The organism is Paenarthrobacter sp. MSM-2-10-13, assembly GCF_011605365.1.
Taxonomy (GTDB): domain Bacteria; phylum Actinomycetota; class Actinomycetes; order Actinomycetales; family Micrococcaceae; genus Arthrobacter.
Genome location: NZ_JAAOXO010000005.1, coordinates 99,330 through 116,561, shown reverse-complemented (window position 1 = coordinate 116,561; position 17,232 = coordinate 99,330). Strand labels below are relative to the sequence as shown.

Here is a 17,232-nt window from a genome sequence, read left to right as displayed (position 1 = left end):
GGTCTACTTCCCGAACGAGCGCAGCCTTAGCGAGTTGGCAACCACCAGCACAGAGCTGGCCGCCATTGCCGCGCCGGCGATCATCGGATTCAGGAATCCAAGTGCTGCCACCGGGATGCCAATCGCGTTGTAGAAGAATGCCCAGAACAAGTTGGTCTTGATGGTGGACAGGGTCTTGCGCGATAGTTCAATCGCCTGCACCAGCTGACCAAGATCACTGCCCATGACCGTCAAGTCCGAGGCTTCGATGGCAACATCGGTCCCCGATCCCATTGCTATACCAAGGTCCGATTGGGCCAGGGCTGCGGCATCGTTCACGCCGTCACCGGCCATGGCAACAGTGGCCCCGGAAGCCTGCAGCTTCCGAACCGCCTCAACTTTGCCCTCCGGAAGTACGCCGGCGAAGACATCTTCCGGTGAAATTCCGACGGCGGCAGCCACTTGGGCGGCCACTGCGGCATTGTCGCCGGTCAGCAGGATGGGACGGATTCCAAGGTCCTTCAACTTCCGGATTGCTGCTGCAGAGCCGGGTTTGATGGTGTCGCTCAGGCTCACGATCCCTGCAGCCTCACCGTTCACAGCTACCCAGATGGCTGTGGCGCCACCGTTTTCCTCCGCCGCCAGGGCCTCGCGTTGGCTTGAATCGAGCGGAATGCCGTTCTCCTCCAACCAGCCGGAACGTCCGACAACTACGGTCTTGGAGACTCCGTCAAGTGAGACGGTGCCCCTCACACCGCCGCCCGGAGCGGAACTGAAGCCTTCGACACCAGGGAGGGTCCCGGCGTCGGGCATCGCATCCTCGGCGGCGGCCGCAATGGCGTGCGCGATCGGATGCTCGGAGGCCGATTCGACAGCCCCAGCCAGGGTCAGAACGGTTGCCGGGGCGTAGCCGTTCAGGCCAACCGTGTGGTCCACGGCGAGCTTCCCGCTGGTGACAGTACCCGTCTTGTCCAGCAAGATGGTGTCCACGTGGCGGGTGTCCTCAAGAACCTGTGGGCCCTTAATGAGGATGCCCAGTTGAGCTCCGCGGCCCGTCCCTGTCAGGAGCCCGACCGGAGTGGCCAGGCCAAGGGCGCATGGGCAGGCAATCACCAGAACGGCTACAGCTGCCGTGAAGGCTGCATTGAGGTCACCCGAGAAGAAGAGCCACAGTACGAACGTGATCAGGGCGATGATCAGCACAATTGGAACGAAGACAGAGCTGATCCTGTCAGCGAGCCGTGCAATGGGCGCCTTTCCTGTCTGCGCTTGGCTGACCAGCCGGCCCATCTGAGCGAGGGTCGTGTCCGATCCCACGCGGGTGGCGCGGACCAAGAGCCGACCGGAAGTGTTGATGGTAGCGCCCGTCACCAGACTGCCCGGCCCAACCTCCACCGGCACCGATTCTCCGGTGACCAGCGAGGCGTCGACGGCGGACGCGCCGTCCGTGACCACGCCGTCGGTGGCGATCTTCTCACCAGGGCGGACGACGATGACGTCCCCCACAAGGAGTTGATCCGCCGGGATCTTCTCCTCAACGCCGTCCACAAGGATGGTTGCGTCCTTGGCGCCAAGGTTCAGCAGCGCTTTGAGCGCGTTGCCGGCCTTGGCCTTGGCGTTCGCTTCAAGGTAGCGGCCCAGAAGCAGGAAAGTTGTGACTACGGCAGCCACCTCAAAGTAGAGGCCTCCGCCGGACATGCTTTCCATGCCGGGGTGTTCCGTCATGCGGGGATCGGCGAACAGTTGCCACGCCGAGTAAAGGTACGCGGCAATCACACCGATGGAGACGAGGGTATCCATGGTGGAAGCGAGATGCCGGGCATTGACGGCCGCTGCACGGTGGAAAGGCCAGGCCGCCCAGCTCACCACAGGCAAGGCGAGTACCGCGGCAACCCATCCCCAGTTGGCGAACTGGAGGGCGGGAATCATGGAGATCGCGAAGACCGGCACGGTCAGAATGGCAGCGGCGATCAAGCGTGGGCGGAGCGTGGAGGCGGCGGGGCCGTGAGCCATGTGGTTCTCGTGATCCATATGCGCGGCGCCGCTGGCGCCATGCTCGGCATGCTCCGTGAGCGCGGCAACGCCGGCGCCATGCTCGGCATGCTCGGTCGTGCCTCCCTTAGACGCATGCTGCCGCATGCCGCCGGCGTCGCCGCCATGCTCGCGTTCAGGTCCGGCAGGCTCAAGCACATCATCGCCGTGTTCGTGGGTGTGATGAGGGGGAGTGTGTCCGGGGATTTCTCGGGTGTTTGGAGCTGGGGTGTGGCGGATGGTGGCTTTGTAACCCGTCGCGTTGACGGTGTCCACGATTTGCTGGTCTGTCACGGTTGCCGGGACTGTGACGTGGGCTGATTCGAGGGGCAGGTTGACGCTGGCCTCCACACCCTCGAGTTTGCCCAGTTTTCGTTCCACTCGATTGACGCACGAGGCGCAGGTCATGCCCTCGATGTCCAGTTCGATGACCCTTTGTGCGGGTTGGTTGAAAGTCTCCTGGCTACTCAAGAGGACTCCTAAGCTTCGTTGGCTACCACCAGGTAGCCGGCTTCTGCCACGGCCTCGCCGATTTCGGACGGCGAAAGCTCCTTGGTTGATGTGATGGTCACGGTTGACAGGCCGCCGGGATTTAGGTCCACTGCAACGTTTTCGACACCGTTGAGTGACTCGAGTTCTTCGCTCACGCTGGAGACGCAGTGGCCGCACGTCATGCCGGAAACGTTGACGTTGGTGTGGATGCTCTGGCTCATGGGGGTCTCCTTGGTGATGAGTTGAATAGTGTGGTGCTTAGTGGCTGAATTACCGCAGCAGGCGCCCGATGGCATCGGTGGCCTCCTTCACTTTGGCGTCGATCTGTTCGGCGCGGGTTTCGGGGTTGGGCTCGGAGGCGGCCCCCACGACGCAGTGGCCGATGTGCTCCTCAACGAGTCCCAGGCTGACGGCGTGAAGGGCCTTGGTGGCGGCGGCTATCTGGGTCAGGATGTCGATGCAGTATTTGTCATCCTCCACCATGCGCGCAATCCCGCGGACCTGGCCCTCAATCCGTTTCAGGCGTTTGAGGTAGGCGTCCTTATTGCTGGTGTACCCGTGGGGAGCGGCGTGCTCCAGGTCCACCTCGATGATGGGTGCATTGGGGTGGCTCATGCTCAGGTCTGGCGTGCTCATGCCTTGAAACTATACCCATAGGGGGTATGGTGTCAAGTACCCCCTGGGGGTATTGCCTTGGAAATATCAGCCACTCCGCCGCCGAGCCGCGACGATTAGTAGGACTAGGACAAAACCCCGACAGCGAGGTCGGGGGAGCGGTGGCCCAGGCGCTGGTCACCATCATTTCTGCGTTCGCCCAGCTTGAACGAGACCAGCTTTCCGAGCGCACCAAGGCTGGCATGGCGGCTGCAGCTGCTCACGGACGCAAGGCAGGACGCCGGGAAATCACGACAGACCACGAGAAGGTCAAGAGGGTACATGAACTAAAAGCTCGCGGTCTCAATCCGACGGATATCGGAAAGATCATCGGAGCCAGCCGCGCCACCGTCTACCGATACCTCGGCATGGGCTCCTAAGACCGCAGCGAACTGTCCCGGAAGTTGTCTTTGTGACTGCTGTCCACGGCAGATGATTTGGAACAACATCTGGGACGGAAATATTACGCGAAGGCCGACTGCTGGTTGTCAGTTTTAGAAGTCCTCTGCACGAATGATCAAAGTGCCGTGCACAGGCCTCCTTCCGTCCGGCGGGATGCTTCATCGGACCGCCGTGAGGCTTGGCTCCTATGGGCCGAAGCGGACCACAACTTTGCCACGGCAGTCGCTAGTGGGTCAGTAGGAGTTTGCGGATGCAGTCACGTAGATCTGTGAGCAGTTCGTTATCGGGATTGCTGCGGGCGAGAGCTGCCAGGCCGCGGCAGGCCAGACCTGCGTCGGTGAGTTCACCGCTGACCAGAAAATCCATGAGTTCCGAGATGGGAAGAAGGCGGACCTCTCCGGATTCAGACTCCCCCCAGGCCGCGTCAAATCTTTCCGATGCGTTGGCGGCTATTACAAGATGTTTGCGTCGTGACGAGTTCGCAGCCCACCACTCTGAGCCAGCGTAGAAGGTTGATTCTGAGTGGTAGCCGGTTTCTTCTCGTAGCTCTCGAAGAGCTGCATCCGCGGGTTGCTCATCGGCGTTGAGGTATCCGCCGGGGAGTTCCAGTAGTGCTTTCTCGGGCCCCACACGGAACTGTTCGAAAAGGACGACGTGACTTGCTGCAGGAGTGAAGGCAAGGGTCGCCGCAGAGTCGCGACTGGCAATGACATCCCAGTCGGTCACCGCTCCATTCGTTTCTTCATAGGTTTCACGGTTGATCGTCACGAAGCCTTTGTAGGCGGTGGTCGTTCGGACCTTCTTCCAAGTGTCGATGACAGACACAGTTCTCCTTCTCTGTGGAGGACCAATCCAAGTACCAGCCCACGATAAGCGGCCTCAACACGTCGCTGACACTTCCGGCCCGACAGTGTCCCGTAGCGTGATTTCTAGCGAGCGGGAAGGCGCGAGTACATGTACATGTCCTTGCGCTGGCCGCCAATCTCCAGCCAGCTCCTCATCGTCCCTTCCCGTACGAACCCGCTGCGCTCGGCTGCGCGCCAGGAGCCCTCATTCCAAGGCTCGACGTAGAGTTCCAATCGATGAATCCCGGGTTGCGCAAGACCCCAGGCGGCGAGGGCACCTAAAGCAGAGGAAGCAGCTCCATTCCCCCGATGACTTGGCGCCGCCCAATAGCCAATGCTCGCCCGGCCTTGGCTGAGGTTCTTCAGCCACAGCCGGATTTGGCCAACCGCCTGATCAGAGGAGGCATCAGCAATAGCGAAGGAGTACCCGGTGCCATCAACTTTGCGTTGGTGCTGTCTTTCGATGAAGGCCAGAGCTGACTGGCGAGAACCGCTGGCGGGAACTGTCGTGATGGCAGGAATGAGTGGATCGCTCGAGGCTTCCTGGATCACAGGAACATCGGCTGCCGTAAATGGGCGGAGCCTGTAAGGGGGCGTGAACTGTCGTGATGGCAGGAATGAGTGGATCGCTCGAGGCTTCCTGGATCACAGGAACATCGGCTGCCGTAAATGGGCGGAGCCTGTAAGGGGGCGTGAACTGCGTCGGCGTGTAGCAGAACACGGGCCTGAGCTCATTGAACCAGCTTAGTGGGGAACCGGCATGGTTAGGACGACCTCGTTGCAGCCAGGGCCTACGTACTCAGGGCATCGCCGGAGGGTCGATGTCAGCTCGTGCGGCCCGGACAATATCCTGGGCGTCGGTGATGTCGGACGGCTCCGGAGCAGGTGCGAACAGGGCCACGGGTGGCTTCGCTGCACTGCAGTCCTGTTGGGGAAGTGTCACCACGCTGCTGATCCGCAGTTGCCCTGCCTCGAGGTGTTCCATTCGGAACATCACGCCGGTGGCATTCAGTTCATCCGGCACGTCGCCTGTTTCGGACGCCCAACGCACCACGCAACCGCGGACCTCGGCAGTGCCGGCAGTCGGGCCCGGTTTGACCTCCATGGGGAGGAAGGGATCGGGCCCTGGGCGGATGTCCGGGCGTCGTTTCTGCTCAACATCGTTCAAGGGGTGCCTGGAAAGGCGAATTCGGAGATCCAGGCCTGTGGTCTCCACCAGTTGGGGCAACGTGAAATCCATAAAATTCTGTGCGACGGCCTGAGCCTCGAGTGACTTGCGGGCTGCCATGACCCAGGGATCGGCTTCTATGGCCGCGTTGGGCGCAGTTCCTTGCCATTCGACTGCCGGATAAGGGGGCGTGGGCTTCTTTTCGTCGCGGCACGCAGCGAGCCCGCCAGTGACGGTGACCAGCAGCAGCGAGGTAGCAACGGCATTCAAATACCGCGCCCGGGATGTCCTTGCGTCGCTCATGATCAACCCCTTTTTGCGCGTTTTCGCCTATCGAATCTACCACGGGCCCTCAGGGTGAGGACCAGCTCGACGGCGGGTGGCAGCCCGCGGGGGTGGAACGCCGGCCCGGACCGTAATCGGTCCCGGCCGACGGCTCGGTGTCAGCGGGGTCAGTGCCCTTCCGCTGGGGTGTGGACCACGCAGATGGTGCCGGCCGGAACGTGTGCGGTTCCGCTGACATCCTCTCCGGAGAGCAGGTTTAGTCCGCTCGCCGTGTACTCGGCGTCGGCGTCGGTGTGGTTGATGAGGAAGGTGAAGGTGCCTTCTTCTGAATGGCGCGAAGCTACCTCCAATCCGGCGGGCGGTTGAACTCCGGGCTCAATTCCTGCAGCATTCACGGCGTCAAGTACGACGTCAGCGAGGTGGCCGCCGTCGAGCTTTGTGGAGATGTACCAGGCGGTGCCGCTGCCGAACGTGTTGCGCGTGATGGCGGGGCCGGAGGCCGCCGGGCCGCTGGTGTAACGGCTGAGTACGCTGGCGGTGCTGGCGTGGATTTCTTCGGACCACACCGTTCCGGTGGCGCCGCTGCCCAGAGTGACGATCTCGTGCTCACGCAGAGGCAGGAATTCGTGAATCTCCAGGCCGAGAACATCACGGAGCCCACCCGGGGAGGCGCCGGCCGGGACGGTGTCGTTGGCGTTCACGATTCCGGAGAAATAGGACACCATCAGGTGCCCGCCGTCGCGAACGTAGCGGCTGATGTTCGCAGCCGCCTCGTCACCCACCAGGTAAAGCGCCGGGGCGAGAACCAGGTCATAGCCGGAGAGGTCCGCTTCGGGGTGGGCAAAGTCCACGCTGATGCCGCGGTTCCACAGGACGGTGTAAAACGACTCGATCCGCTCGCGGTGATCAAGGTCGCTGGTGGGCCGCCATTCCAAATCCTGAGCCCAGAAGGATTCCACGTCCCAGAGGATGGCCACCCGCGAATCCACGGTGGAGCCCTTCACGGGGGCGAGTTTCCTGAGGTCGTCGCCCAGGTCAAGGACCTCCCGCCAGATCCGGGTGCCGGTACCGGCATGCGGGAGCATGGCGGAGTGGAACTTTTCAGCGCCATAGCGGGAGGCCCGGAACTGGAAGAACATGATGGCGTCTGCCCCGCGTGCCAGGTGGGACACGCTGTTGCGGGCCAATTCCCCGGGCCGCTTGGCAATGTTCCGGCCCTGCCAGTTCACGGCTCCGGTGGAGTGTTCCATCAGCATCCAGGGACGGTTGCCTGCCAAGGAACGGGTGAGGTCGGCATCCATGGCGAGGAGAACGTGGTTGTCTGCGCGCTGCGCAACCAGGTAGTGGTCGTTCGCAACGATGTCCACCTCCTTGGCCCAGGCCCAATAGTCGGCTGAAAGGCAGTTGGTGGCCATGAAGTTGGTGGTCACAGGGAGATCAGGCGTGTACTTCTTGATGACATCGCGCTCGGCAATGAAGCACTGCAGCATGGCGTCCGAGGTGAACCGGCGGAAGTCGAGCCGCTGTGCCTGGTTACTGACGCTGGCCGAAAGCCTGGGTGCGTCAATCTCATCCCACTCGCCGTACTTCTGCCCCCAGAAAAGGGTGCCCCAAGCCTGGTTCAGAGCGTCCAAAGTGCCATAACGGTTGCGGAGCCAGTCGCGGAACGCTAGGACGGACTGCTCGTCGTAGGACTCACTGACCGGTGCGCCGTATTCATTGTGGACGTGCCAAAGAACCAGCGCGGGGTGGGCTGCGTAGCGGCGTGCCAGTTGCTCGGTGATGTTGGCGGCAGCCCTGCGATATTCCGGGGAGCTGGGGCTGGCCATGCCACGCGATCCGTTGCCCAAGGTGACGCCCTCACGGGTCACGGGGCGCGCATGCGGGTACTTCTTCCAGAACCAGGCAGGCGGTGCCGCCGTAGGTGTTCCGAGGTCAACGCTTATGCCTGCCTGCGCGAGCAGGTCCATCAAGTCGTCCAGCCATTCGAAGTCGTATTCACCTTCGCGGGGTTCCAGCAACACCCAGGAGAAGATGCCGATGCTCACCAGGTTGATCCCGGCCTCCTGCATCAGCGCGATGTCTTCCACCCAGACCTCACGAGGCCATTGCTCGGGGTTGTAGTCCCCGCCGTAGCAAAGGCCGGCCGGTCGCTGTACCCAAGGCGCGGGTGCGCGTTGGGCGGCGGGGGCCTGCAGGACGTCTGTCATCGAATGGTCTCCTTAGAACTGTGTGCGCTCCCAGTATTATCACAGCCCTACAGGCACTGACTAGAGGAATTTTAGTGTTGACATAGATCACAGAGCTGTGACTAACTGGAACCGCTCACAGTCACAAACCGAACTTCCGCTCGGATGAGCGACGAATCCACACAGCACCATTCAGCTTTTCGACAAGGAGGACGAAATGCGCAAGTCATTTCGTGCAGGCGCCGTAGCCATGCTCGCAGCGGCCACAATGCTCGCCGCAGGTTGTTCAGGAGGATCCACGGCAGGCAGCCAAAGCGCGGCCACCAGCGATCCCAACCAGAAAGTGGAACTGACCTACTGGGCTTGGGCCCCAAACCTGGACAAGGTGGTGGAACTCTGGAACGAGAAAAACCCCAACATCCACGTCACCGTGAACAAGCAGGACGGCGGAGACCCGGCTGTCACCAAGCTGCTCACCGCCGTCAAAGCCGGCAGCGGCGCCCCGGACCTGATCCAGGCCGAGTACCAGAAAATCCCTACCCTGGTAGCAGCCGATGCGCTCGCAGACCTATCCGGCACCGTGGCAAACGACACCAAGAGCCACTTCCCTGATGGCGTTTGGAATGATGTGACGCTGGGCGGCGATGCGCTGTACTCCGTTCCGCAGGACACCGGCCCCATGGTCTTCTACTACCGCGCTGACATCTTTGAGAAGCTGGGCATCGCTACTCCCAAAACCTGGGATGAGTACGCGGCCGCTGCAAAGACTGTTCATGCAGCTGACCCCGAGGCCTACTTGGGAACGTTCTCCTCCAACGACGCCGGATGGTTTACCGGCATGGCACAACAGGCCGGAGCCTCCTGGTGGGGTGTTGATGGTGACGCCTGGAACGTGAAGATCGCCGAAGAGCCTACAGAAAAGGTGGCCGGATACTGGGGCGGCCTCGTGGAAGAGGGCGTCATCGACAACAAGCCCATGTACACACCGGAGTGGAACACCGCGCTCAACACCGGCAAGCAGGTTGGCTGGCTCAGCGCAGCTTGGGGCCCGGGTGTTCTGGAGGGCAACGCCGGTGCTACGGCGGGCTTGTGGAAGGCCGCACCTATGCCGCAGTGGGATGCTTCCAAGCCGTCCACCGGCAACTGGGGTGGATCTTCTACTGCCGTCACCTCCCAGTCCAAGAACCTCGACGCCGCGGCCAAGTTCGCCACGTGGCTGAACACCGACCCGGAGGCAATCAAAGCCTTGGTCAAGGAAGCGGGCATCTACCCCGCTGACACCGCAGGCGCGGAATCATCACTAACTGAGGCTCCTGCGTTCTTCTCCAACCAGCCCGATTTCTACAAGGTTGTTGGCGAGGCTGCGCAGAACGTGGGCTCGTTCACTTACGGCCCTAACGTCAACGTGGCGTACAACGCCTACAACGACCAGTTCGCCAAAGCTGCACAGTCCAAGCAGAAGAGTGCCTTCCTGGACGCAGTCAGCACCATGCAGCAGGTCACCGTGGATGACCTGAAGAAGACCGGCTTCACGGTCAAGTAACCGCTCCAAGCAACGGTTGTCAGCAACCGCTCCAGCGCGGGAGGGCGTCCGCAAGCGAGACGCCAGGCGCCCTCCCACACGCTGATCCCACCTCGAACCACAACTCGTCGATCCACCACAAGGAAGTGCACCCGTGGCAATGACCGTAACCAGGCCCGGTCCGGCGGCCGATACTGCAGCCGGAACCCCGAGGAAGTCGCAGAACTTCAAATCCCGGGTGCTCATCCCTTACGCAATGCTCGCCCCGGGCATCATCCTGTTCCTCGTCTTCATGGCAGCGCCCATCATTTACACCCTGGTGCTGAGCTTCCAGAAGAAGAAGGTCAGCGGGCTGGGCCTGGGCAAAGGTTCACAAAGCACGGCGTTCGCCGGTTTGGACAACTACGTCAGCGCGCTATCAGACCCGGAGTTCCTGGGCAGCGTCCTGCGCGTCCTCACCTATGGGCTCATTCTCATCCCACTGATGCTTGGCTTTGCCCTGCTCTTTGCGCTCCTGCTGGATTCGCGGCGGACAAGGGCCGGCAGTTTCTCCCGAACGGCCATCTTCCTGCCGTACGCGGTACCTGCGGTGATCAGCTCGCTGTTGTGGGGCTTCCTGTACCTTCCCGGCGTCAGTCCGTTCCACTTCCTGGCCAGGCAGTTCGGCATGGAATTGCCGTCGCTCCTGGATCCCAACCTGGTCACGTTCGCCATCTGCAACATCGCCCTGTGGGGTGGTGTCGGCTTCAACATGATCGTCATATACACCTCGCTGAAGGCCGTGCCCAGCGAAATCTACGAGGCCGCAAAGCTGGATGGCTGCTCCGAGATCCAGACGGCCATCAGGATCAAGATCCCCATCATCGCCCCTTCACTGGTGATGACAGCGTTGTTCTCGATGATCGCCACGCTGCAGGTCTTCGCCGAACCCACAACGCTGCGCCCCCTGGCTAACAGCCTTTCCACTAGCTGGTCTCCGCTCATGCTGGTGTACCGGGATGCTTTCACCCGCAATGACGTCTTCTCTGCTGCTGCCACCAGCATCGTGATCGCCTTGGCAACCTTCATCATTTCGTTCCTGTTCCTGCGCATCGTGCAGAAGCGGGCCTTCGGACAGGAGAACTGACCGTGACTGCCCTCGCCACGCCACCCACAAACCGCCGCGCCAACCCCAAGCGAAGCAAGGCCACCAAACCGGACTTCATCAAGGAAAAGCCCAGCTATCTCTCCACCGGAATCCTGATCCTCGGCGCGCTCTATTGCCTGTTTCCCGTGATTTGGGTTGTGGCTGCCGCGAGCAAGGACGGCACTGAGCTGTTCTCCACCTTCACCTTGGCCCCCAGTACGCACCTTTGGGACAACATTGTGGAGCTCACCGAATACCGCGACGGCCTGTTTTGGCGCTGGATGCTCAACACGGCCCTATACGCGGGCGTCGGCGCGATAGTGTCCACCTGGGTTTCAGCTCTTTCCGGCTACGTGCTGGCGAAGTTCGATTTCCCGGGCAAGTCGGGTGTTTTCAAGGTCCTGCTGATGGGTGTGCTGGTTCCCGGCGTTATCCTCGCCATTCCGCAATATCTGATGCTGGCCCAGGCGGGCCTCACCAACACCTACTGGTCGGTGCTCTTGCCGCAGATCATCAGCCCGTACGGCATTTACCTGGCGCGGATCTACGCCGCGGCCTCCGTTCCCGGTGATGTCATTGAGGCCGCCCGAACCGAGGGCGCCAAGGAAATGTATATCTTCAACCGCATTGCTGCACCCATGATGCTCCCGGGCCTGGTGACCATTTTCCTGTTCCAGTTCGTGGCCATTTGGAACAACTTTATGCTGCCGTACATCATGCTCGGCGACGACCAATTGTTCCCGATCACTGTGGGACTTAACGGTCTGCTGAACCAAGGCGCTTCAGCGCCCGCCCTGTACACGCTGGTGCTCGCCGGCGCGCTGCTGTCCATCGTGCCGTTGGTGATCATGTTCCTTCTCCTGCAGCGCTATTGGAAGGTGGATCTTGCCGCTGGCGCCGTGAAGGCCTAGCGGTAGGTAGGCTTTGGGTCATGACGCAATCCGCCCCCAGGCCCCGGCCCAAAATCGACGATGTGGCCGCAGAAGCCGGCGTATCGCGAGGTACCGTTTCCCGGGTTCTTAACGGTGGCCATTGGGTCAGTCCGTCAGCCTTGGCAGCCGTCAACGCCGCGATCAAGAAGACGGGCTACCGAGTCAACCCTCATGCAAGGAATCTCGCCACCAATCGTGCCAATTCCGTGGCTTTCCTGCTCACTGAGACCCAGGAACGTCTCTTCGAGGACCCCAACTTCGCTGTCCTCATGCGCGGCGCAGCGGACGCCCTGGCTGTGCATGACATTCCGCTGGTCCTGATCATGGCCGGCACCGATGATGAACAACGGCGTGCCACCGATTTCCTTACCGCGGGCCATGTTGATGGTGTCCTTCTCATTTCCTCCCATGGAAGCCGGAAGGGCATCATCGCGGACATCATTGCCGCGGGTGTCCCGGCGATCGCTTGTGGCGCCCCCTTGGGCTTCGAAAAGAAGATGGGTTACGTCGCTGCCGACGATTACGAGGGCGCCCGCGACGTTTTGCGGTACTTGCGCGACGGCGGTCGGCGGCGGATTGCCACCATCGCCGGCCCTGCGGACACCTCCGGCGGTACGCGGCGACTCGAAGCGTACCGGGACGATCAAGGTGCGGATATCGATGAAGAGCTCATTGCCCAGGGTGACTACAGCCGCGACAGCGGCGCCAAAGCGATGCGCGAACTTCTCGGCCGCACCAAGAACATCGATGCTGTTTTCGCTGCGAACGACCTCATGGCGCTTGGTGCCTTGGACGCTTTGCGGGAGGCGGGCCTGACAACTCCAGGTGACGTCGCCGTCGTCGGCTTTGATGACATTAAGCTCTCGCAGGAGGCGACGCCGCCGCTCACCACGGTCAGGCAGCCGTTTGATCGGATCAGCGAGGAAATGGTGCGGCTGCTGCTGGACGTCATCAGCGGCAAGCGTCCGGCTGCTGTCACCATCCCCACCGAGCTGGTCATTCGCGAATCGGCCTGACTGGTACCGCATAGGCTTGGATCATGCTGAACCTGGTCCTTGGGCTCCTCTTCTCGGGGCTCTTCCTCGCCTCTTTCCAGTCGGATCGGCGGCGGCTTCGCAACGGCGTGTTCCTGCTGGTGGCGGCGTGGTTCCTCCTGCAGGCTGTGCTGGAATTCCTCATTGACCTGAACCCGTGGTTCGAGTGGCTGAACCTTGTGGTCCTGGTGGTCCCGGTGGTGAGCATCTTTGTGTTCGCGGGCTTCCTGATCGCGAATGGTGCCACGATGGTCCGTAGGGAAGGCCCGGGGATCACCAGCTTCCTGCCCATCGCGGTGGGGCTTGCGGTCTTCCTCGCGCCGGTGGTTGCGTTTCTTTTCGTACTGAGCAGGCAGCCGGTATTGGCCGGCGTCGCCGCCCTCGCCTTCTTCCTCTGCGCCTACCTGGGCTGCGCCTTCGTGGTGTTCCTGGGGTACGCGTTGGTGTATTCGCGGATGCGTTTCAGCCCCAACCCGGCGGCCGTGATTGTCCTCGGTTCCGGCTTGATCAATGGCAAGGTCCCGCCGTTGCTCGCCGCCCGCTTGAACAAGGCTTTGGAAATTTACGACGGCGGCACCCCGGCCAGGCCGGTCTTGGTGCCTTCCGGAGGCCAAGGCCCGGACGAACCCCGGCCCGAGTCCGCCGCCATGAAGGAGTACTTGGTGGCAAAGGGTGCGGTGGCCACGGATGTGTTGGAAGAGAACCAGGCCACCACCACCCGCGAAAACCTGCGGTACTCCGTTGCCCTGCTGGCAGATAAGGGCATTCAGGGGCCGGTGCTGGTATGCACCAACAATTACCACGTGCTCCGCGCCGCGCTCCTGTCCCGGCGCCAGAAGATCAACGCCGAGGTTGTGGGTGCTCCCACGGCCAGATACTTTGTGCCCAGCGCCTTCCTCCGGGAGTTCGTGGCCGTGATGAGGGACAACCGCCGGACCAACATCATTCTTTGCCTGCCGATGTTCGGGATTGCCCTGCTCATCACGGTCGCACTGATGAACTCGACTGTGGTGTAACTCTTCCTAGGGCTTGGGGAGCCCAGTGGTGAAGGTGTGAGCCCACTGGGTGACAGAACCTTCGGTAAAGACGTACCCGGGCCGCCGTTCCGCTGTGACGGTCACAGTGCCGGAAGGCTTCCTGTAACTTCCGGCTGCCACTTCCTTGCCGTCAATCAGGTACGCCACACCCGGGACAGAGGGGATGGTGTAGCCGTCCTGCCCGTGACCCGGGCGGTCCGTGAAGGTGACAGGGGCCGGCGTCGTCATTTCGTAACTCAGCCCGAAGCCTAACGGCAAGAGGACACCGCTGGCGTCGGCCTTGGGAACGTTGACCGGCAGCTTGCCGCTCGGGTTGACCCCACCAGAGATGGCGCGGACAGCACCGTGGAAGTTGACCTCCTTGACTCCATAACTGTTAAGCACGGCGTCGGCGCCAGGGAAGACGTTGATGTCATAGGGATTGCGGGTTGCCACAACGATCACCGGTGTGCCGGTGGCCGCGAGTTCTGCAACCATCTGTTTCTGTGCAGCATTGCCGGTGGCGTTGTAGGAAGCGAAGACCACGGCATCGACGTTGCCGGCGGCAGCCACCGCACGTGCACGGTAGGCCGCGGAGGGCGAGGCCCCATCCTCGTAGTCTTCAGTGACTGTGAATCCCTGGTCCTTCAGCATTGGACCCGCGAGCTCGGGCCACGCTGAACCGGCACCCACCATGAGCACTGAGCTGCCCGAAGCGAGCGGCAACACCCCGTTATCATTACGCACCAAGGTGACTGCGTGGTCGGAGATCAGCGTGGCCGTGGCCAGGTTCTCTGCGCTTCCCACGACGGTGTCCACAGCGGCGGGGTCAGCCAGGGGTTGCTCGAAGACCCCACGTTTGACCTTCCATTCAAGGATCCGTCGGACGGACTCATCCAGGCGGGTCTCGGTGATTTCACCGGACTCGACGGCGGCGCGAACCCCGGCGAACGACGCGTCCACATCCGGGGAGTTGAGGAGGATGTCAGAACCGGCCTGGATGGCCTTGACGGCGATTTCTTCCTGGGGCCACTCGGCGGCCATTGCGGCCATATCCAGGGCATCTGTTGTCACCAAACCCTTGAAGCCCATCTCATCGCGAAGCAAACCGGTGAGTACCTTGTGGGACAGGGTGCCAGGCATTTCCGCGTCGATGGCCTCAACAATGATGTGGGCCGTCATGACCATGTCCACGCCACCGTCAATTGCGGCCTTGAAGGGCTTCAGGTGCTCATTGAGTGTTGCGCGATCGTAAGTGACGGTAGGCAGTCCGTAGTGGGAATCCACTGAGGTGTCGCCGTGGCCGGGGAAGTGCTTGGCGGCCGCGCCTACGTTGTGTGCTTGAATGCCGTCGATCTGGGCAACACCGAGGGCACTGACCAGCGCCGGGTCCTCGCCCATGGAGCGGATTCCGATGACCGGGTTGTCCGGGTTGGAGTTCAGGTCCAGGACCGGTGCGAAGTCAACGTTGATACCCATGGCACGCATTTCGGAGCCAAGGATTTCTCCTTGTGCCTTGGCAAGATTCGCATCCGCGGTGGCGCCGAGGGCCATGTTGCCCGGCAGCACAGTAGCGGGCGGTCCGATGCGGGCAACCAGGCCACCTTCCTGATCGATGGTGACGGCTAGTGGAATGCCGGTCCCGTCCTCCCGCAAGGCCGTTTGCTGCAAGCCATTGGAGAGACCCGCAACCTGCTGGGGGTTGTTGGTGTTTCCGGACCACGCGAAGTAGAGGACGCCGCCCAAGTTGTACTTAGCCACTACCTCGGCCGGCGTGTTGACGCCGTACCTCTCTTGGTTCTTCGTCGCCATGGAGGTGTCGTCCGCCGACGATCCGTAAACGTGGGTCCAGGTCATCTGGCCGATCTTTTCGTCCAGCGTCATGCCGGAAATCATCGCCTCGATGTCCGGCGAGGCGGAGGCCGTCGTCGTACTTCCAGTGGTGGTGGGCGGGGCTGCGACTGCCGTGCCCACGCCGGTCAACACCCCCGCTCCCGTCATCAACAGCGCAGTGGCGGCCGCCGTCATGAGTGAAGTTCGTTTTCTTTGCATGTGTTTCCCAATCCCATCGTCCTTGTTGTGGTTGAGGTTTGCCGGTGCCATTAGCGCTTGCCGTTGTAGAGGAGGTACCCGCGGGTGTCGCGCACGAACTGGTCCAGTTCGGACCGCCAGCTGTCCATGATGGTCCTGGCGTCAGCACCGGCGTCGAGCTGTTGGGCAAAGCGGGCCGAGCCGCTCAGCAAGCCCATCCAGCGTCCGCCGTCGCCTCGCCACCCAAAGCCGGGGTACAGGCGCTTGGCTTCGACCAACATATGGGTGCCCACTTCCAGGGCTTCGACGCGGGTGGGATCGGTGATGTGAACCTGCACGCCCCCACAGATGACGCCTTGGTTTTTGGAAAGTGTTGGCTGGAAATACGCCTCACGGAACGTGACGCCCGCAAGACCCTTGCTGTTCAGTGCCTCGGCCCAGCGGTAGTCCACGTAGGGCGCGCCGATGAGTTCGAAGGGCCTGGTTGTGCCGCGCCCCTCTGACATGTTGGTGGCCTCGAACAGTGCAGTGCCGGGGTACAGGGTGGCGGTTTCGGGTGTGGGCATGTTGGGGCTTGGCAGGATCCACGCTGCCCGGTTGTCCGGTCCGGTCATGTCGCGCCGCCATCCCTGGACCTCCACCACCTGAAGGTCTTGGATGGGTGTGAGGCCCGCGGCGGGAAGATGAACCGCGTTGAAGTATTTGGCGAGCTCGCCCACGGTCATCCCATGCTGGAGCGCAATGCCCAGCTGGCCAACGCCGGACTCGAACCCCTTCTGCAGCACCGGTCCGCGGGCCTGGCCGCCGATGGGGTTGGGGCGGTCCAGGACAACTAACGCGGCTCCGGTTTGGGACGCCGCCTGCATGGCACCCCACATGGTCCAGATGTAGGTGTAAAAGCGGGCGCCGACGTCTTGAATGTCGAAGCATATGGTGTCCACGCCGGAGGCTTTGAAGAAGCCCACATAAGTGGCAACGTTGGCGCCGTAGGAGTCGTAGACCGTGATGCCGGTCCGCGGGTCCACGGATGTTCCTTCGCTGGCGCCGTCCTGCGCGGTCCCCCGGAAGCCATGCTCGGGCCCGAAAACTGCCCTGACGTCCACGCCTTTGGCCGCCATGTCATCCACGATCGAGCGGAAGTTTGCCAAGACGCCGGTGGGATTGGTGATGATGCCTACCTTGCGCCCCGCGAAGATGCTCCAGTTATCGGCGGCGGCTACATCGGCACCGTTGACAAGTACTCCCGGTTTTCCCGGCCGGTTCTGTGCGTTGGGGTTGTTGGCGGCCGCACCAGGAGCAAAAGGTGCGACGACGGCGGCAGCTGCCGCCAGCCCCGATGCATGAAGCAGTTTTCTACGATCCAGTGCCATGAAAGAGCCTTTCGAGGGGAGCGAGTAGCATGACAAGTTTTGTGATTTTCCTTACACCGACCGTATTCGCTTGCCCGCACCGCGTCAATGACTTACCTTCCGAGTGATGCTTGTGTAACTTAATGACAAGGCACTGGTGGCCTTGGATTGGGCTCA

At 62.0% G+C, this 17,232-nt stretch carries 15 protein-coding genes; 6 read left to right on the top strand and 9 right to left on the bottom strand.

Annotated features, from left to right (window positions below; translation table 11 throughout):
* Positions 1–3: 3 nt before the first annotated feature.
* From HAV21_RS12490 to HAV21_RS12480, 3 genes are read right to left on the bottom strand one after another with little or no spacing between them, the layout of a single operon-like run.
* Complete coding sequence (locus HAV21_RS12490) at positions 4–2,481, bottom strand: heavy metal translocating P-type ATPase (RefSeq protein WP_166841936.1); 2,478 nt, start codon at positions 2,479–2,481, stop codon at positions 4–6.
* A gap of 8 nt (positions 2,482–2,489) precedes the next feature.
* On the bottom strand, positions 2,490–2,723 hold the full coding sequence (locus tag HAV21_RS12485) for a heavy-metal-associated domain-containing protein (RefSeq protein ID WP_166841935.1): 234 nt from the start codon (positions 2,721–2,723) through the stop codon (positions 2,490–2,492).
* Between the two features lie 49 nt (positions 2,724–2,772).
* Entirely contained in the window at positions 2,773–3,138 is a 366-nt protein-coding gene (locus HAV21_RS12480; protein WP_142937396.1) for a metal-sensitive transcriptional regulator, read from the bottom strand.
* A gap of 26 nt (positions 3,139–3,164) precedes the next feature.
* Here HAV21_RS12480 and HAV21_RS12475 point away from each other — a divergent pair, with 26 nt between their 5' ends.
* Entirely contained in the window at positions 3,165–3,536 is a 372-nt protein-coding gene (locus tag HAV21_RS12475; protein WP_243753274.1) for a recombinase family protein, read from the top strand.
* 247 nt (positions 3,537–3,783) lie between these two features.
* Here the strand turns inward: HAV21_RS12475 and HAV21_RS12470 are convergent, their stop codons facing one another.
* The 4 genes from HAV21_RS12470 to HAV21_RS12455 form a co-directional block, all read right to left on the bottom strand.
* Positions 3,784–4,383 carry an NUDIX hydrolase gene (locus HAV21_RS12470; protein ID WP_166841934.1) on the bottom strand — a complete coding sequence of 200 codons (600 nt, stop codon included), beginning with the start codon at positions 4,381–4,383 and terminating at the stop codon, positions 3,784–3,786.
* A 104-nt stretch (positions 4,384–4,487) separates the two neighbouring features.
* Positions 4,488–5,018, bottom strand: a complete 531-nt coding sequence (locus HAV21_RS12465) for a GNAT family protein (RefSeq protein ID WP_208096789.1) — start codon at positions 5,016–5,018, stop codon at positions 4,488–4,490.
* Between the two features lie 184 nt (positions 5,019–5,202).
* Positions 5,203–5,874, bottom strand: coding sequence for a hypothetical protein (locus HAV21_RS12460; RefSeq protein ID WP_166841933.1), 672 nt, complete (start codon positions 5,872–5,874; stop codon positions 5,203–5,205).
* A 149-nt stretch (positions 5,875–6,023) separates the two neighbouring features.
* Positions 6,024–8,066 (bottom strand): beta-galactosidase, encoded by a 2,043-nt coding sequence (locus tag HAV21_RS12455; RefSeq protein WP_166841932.1) that lies wholly within the window; start codon positions 8,064–8,066, stop codon positions 6,024–6,026.
* 196 nt (positions 8,067–8,262) lie between these two features.
* Here HAV21_RS12455 and HAV21_RS12450 point away from each other — a divergent pair, with 196 nt between their 5' ends.
* The 5 genes from HAV21_RS12450 to HAV21_RS12430 all read left to right on the top strand — a co-directional run bounded on the left by HAV21_RS12450 (position 8,263) and on the right by HAV21_RS12430 (position 13,675).
* On the top strand, positions 8,263–9,588 hold the full coding sequence (locus tag HAV21_RS12450; protein WP_166841931.1) for an extracellular solute-binding protein: 1,326 nt from the start codon (positions 8,263–8,265) through the stop codon (positions 9,586–9,588).
* A gap of 139 nt (positions 9,589–9,727) precedes the next feature.
* Positions 9,728–10,693, top strand: a complete 966-nt coding sequence (locus HAV21_RS12445) for a sugar ABC transporter permease (RefSeq protein ID WP_166841999.1) — start codon at positions 9,728–9,730, stop codon at positions 10,691–10,693.
* A 2-nt stretch (positions 10,694–10,695) separates the two neighbouring features.
* The gene (locus tag HAV21_RS12440; protein WP_142937402.1) at positions 10,696–11,604 is read left to right on the top strand and encodes a carbohydrate ABC transporter permease; all 909 of its coding nucleotides are present in this window, start codon (positions 10,696–10,698) and stop codon (positions 11,602–11,604) included.
* Positions 11,605–11,624: 20 nt separating this feature from the next.
* Complete coding sequence (locus HAV21_RS12435; RefSeq protein ID WP_166841930.1) at positions 11,625–12,641, top strand: LacI family DNA-binding transcriptional regulator; 1,017 nt, start codon at positions 11,625–11,627, stop codon at positions 12,639–12,641.
* Between the two features lie 23 nt (positions 12,642–12,664).
* Positions 12,665–13,675, top strand: coding sequence for a YdcF family protein (locus HAV21_RS12430; protein WP_166841929.1), 1,011 nt, complete (start codon positions 12,665–12,667; stop codon positions 13,673–13,675).
* A gap of 6 nt (positions 13,676–13,681) precedes the next feature.
* Here HAV21_RS12430 and HAV21_RS12425 read toward each other — a convergent pair whose 3' ends face one another.
* Both HAV21_RS12425 and HAV21_RS12420 read right to left on the bottom strand, forming a co-directional pair.
* The gene (locus tag HAV21_RS12425) at positions 13,682–15,703 is read right to left on the bottom strand and encodes a glycoside hydrolase family 3 protein (RefSeq protein WP_243753273.1); all 2,022 of its coding nucleotides are present in this window, start codon (positions 15,701–15,703) and stop codon (positions 13,682–13,684) included.
* A 74-nt stretch (positions 15,704–15,777) separates the two neighbouring features.
* Positions 15,778–17,076 (bottom strand): DUF1343 domain-containing protein, encoded by a 1,299-nt coding sequence (locus HAV21_RS12420; protein ID WP_166841927.1) that lies wholly within the window; start codon positions 17,074–17,076, stop codon positions 15,778–15,780.
* Positions 17,077–17,232 lie beyond the last annotated feature (156 nt).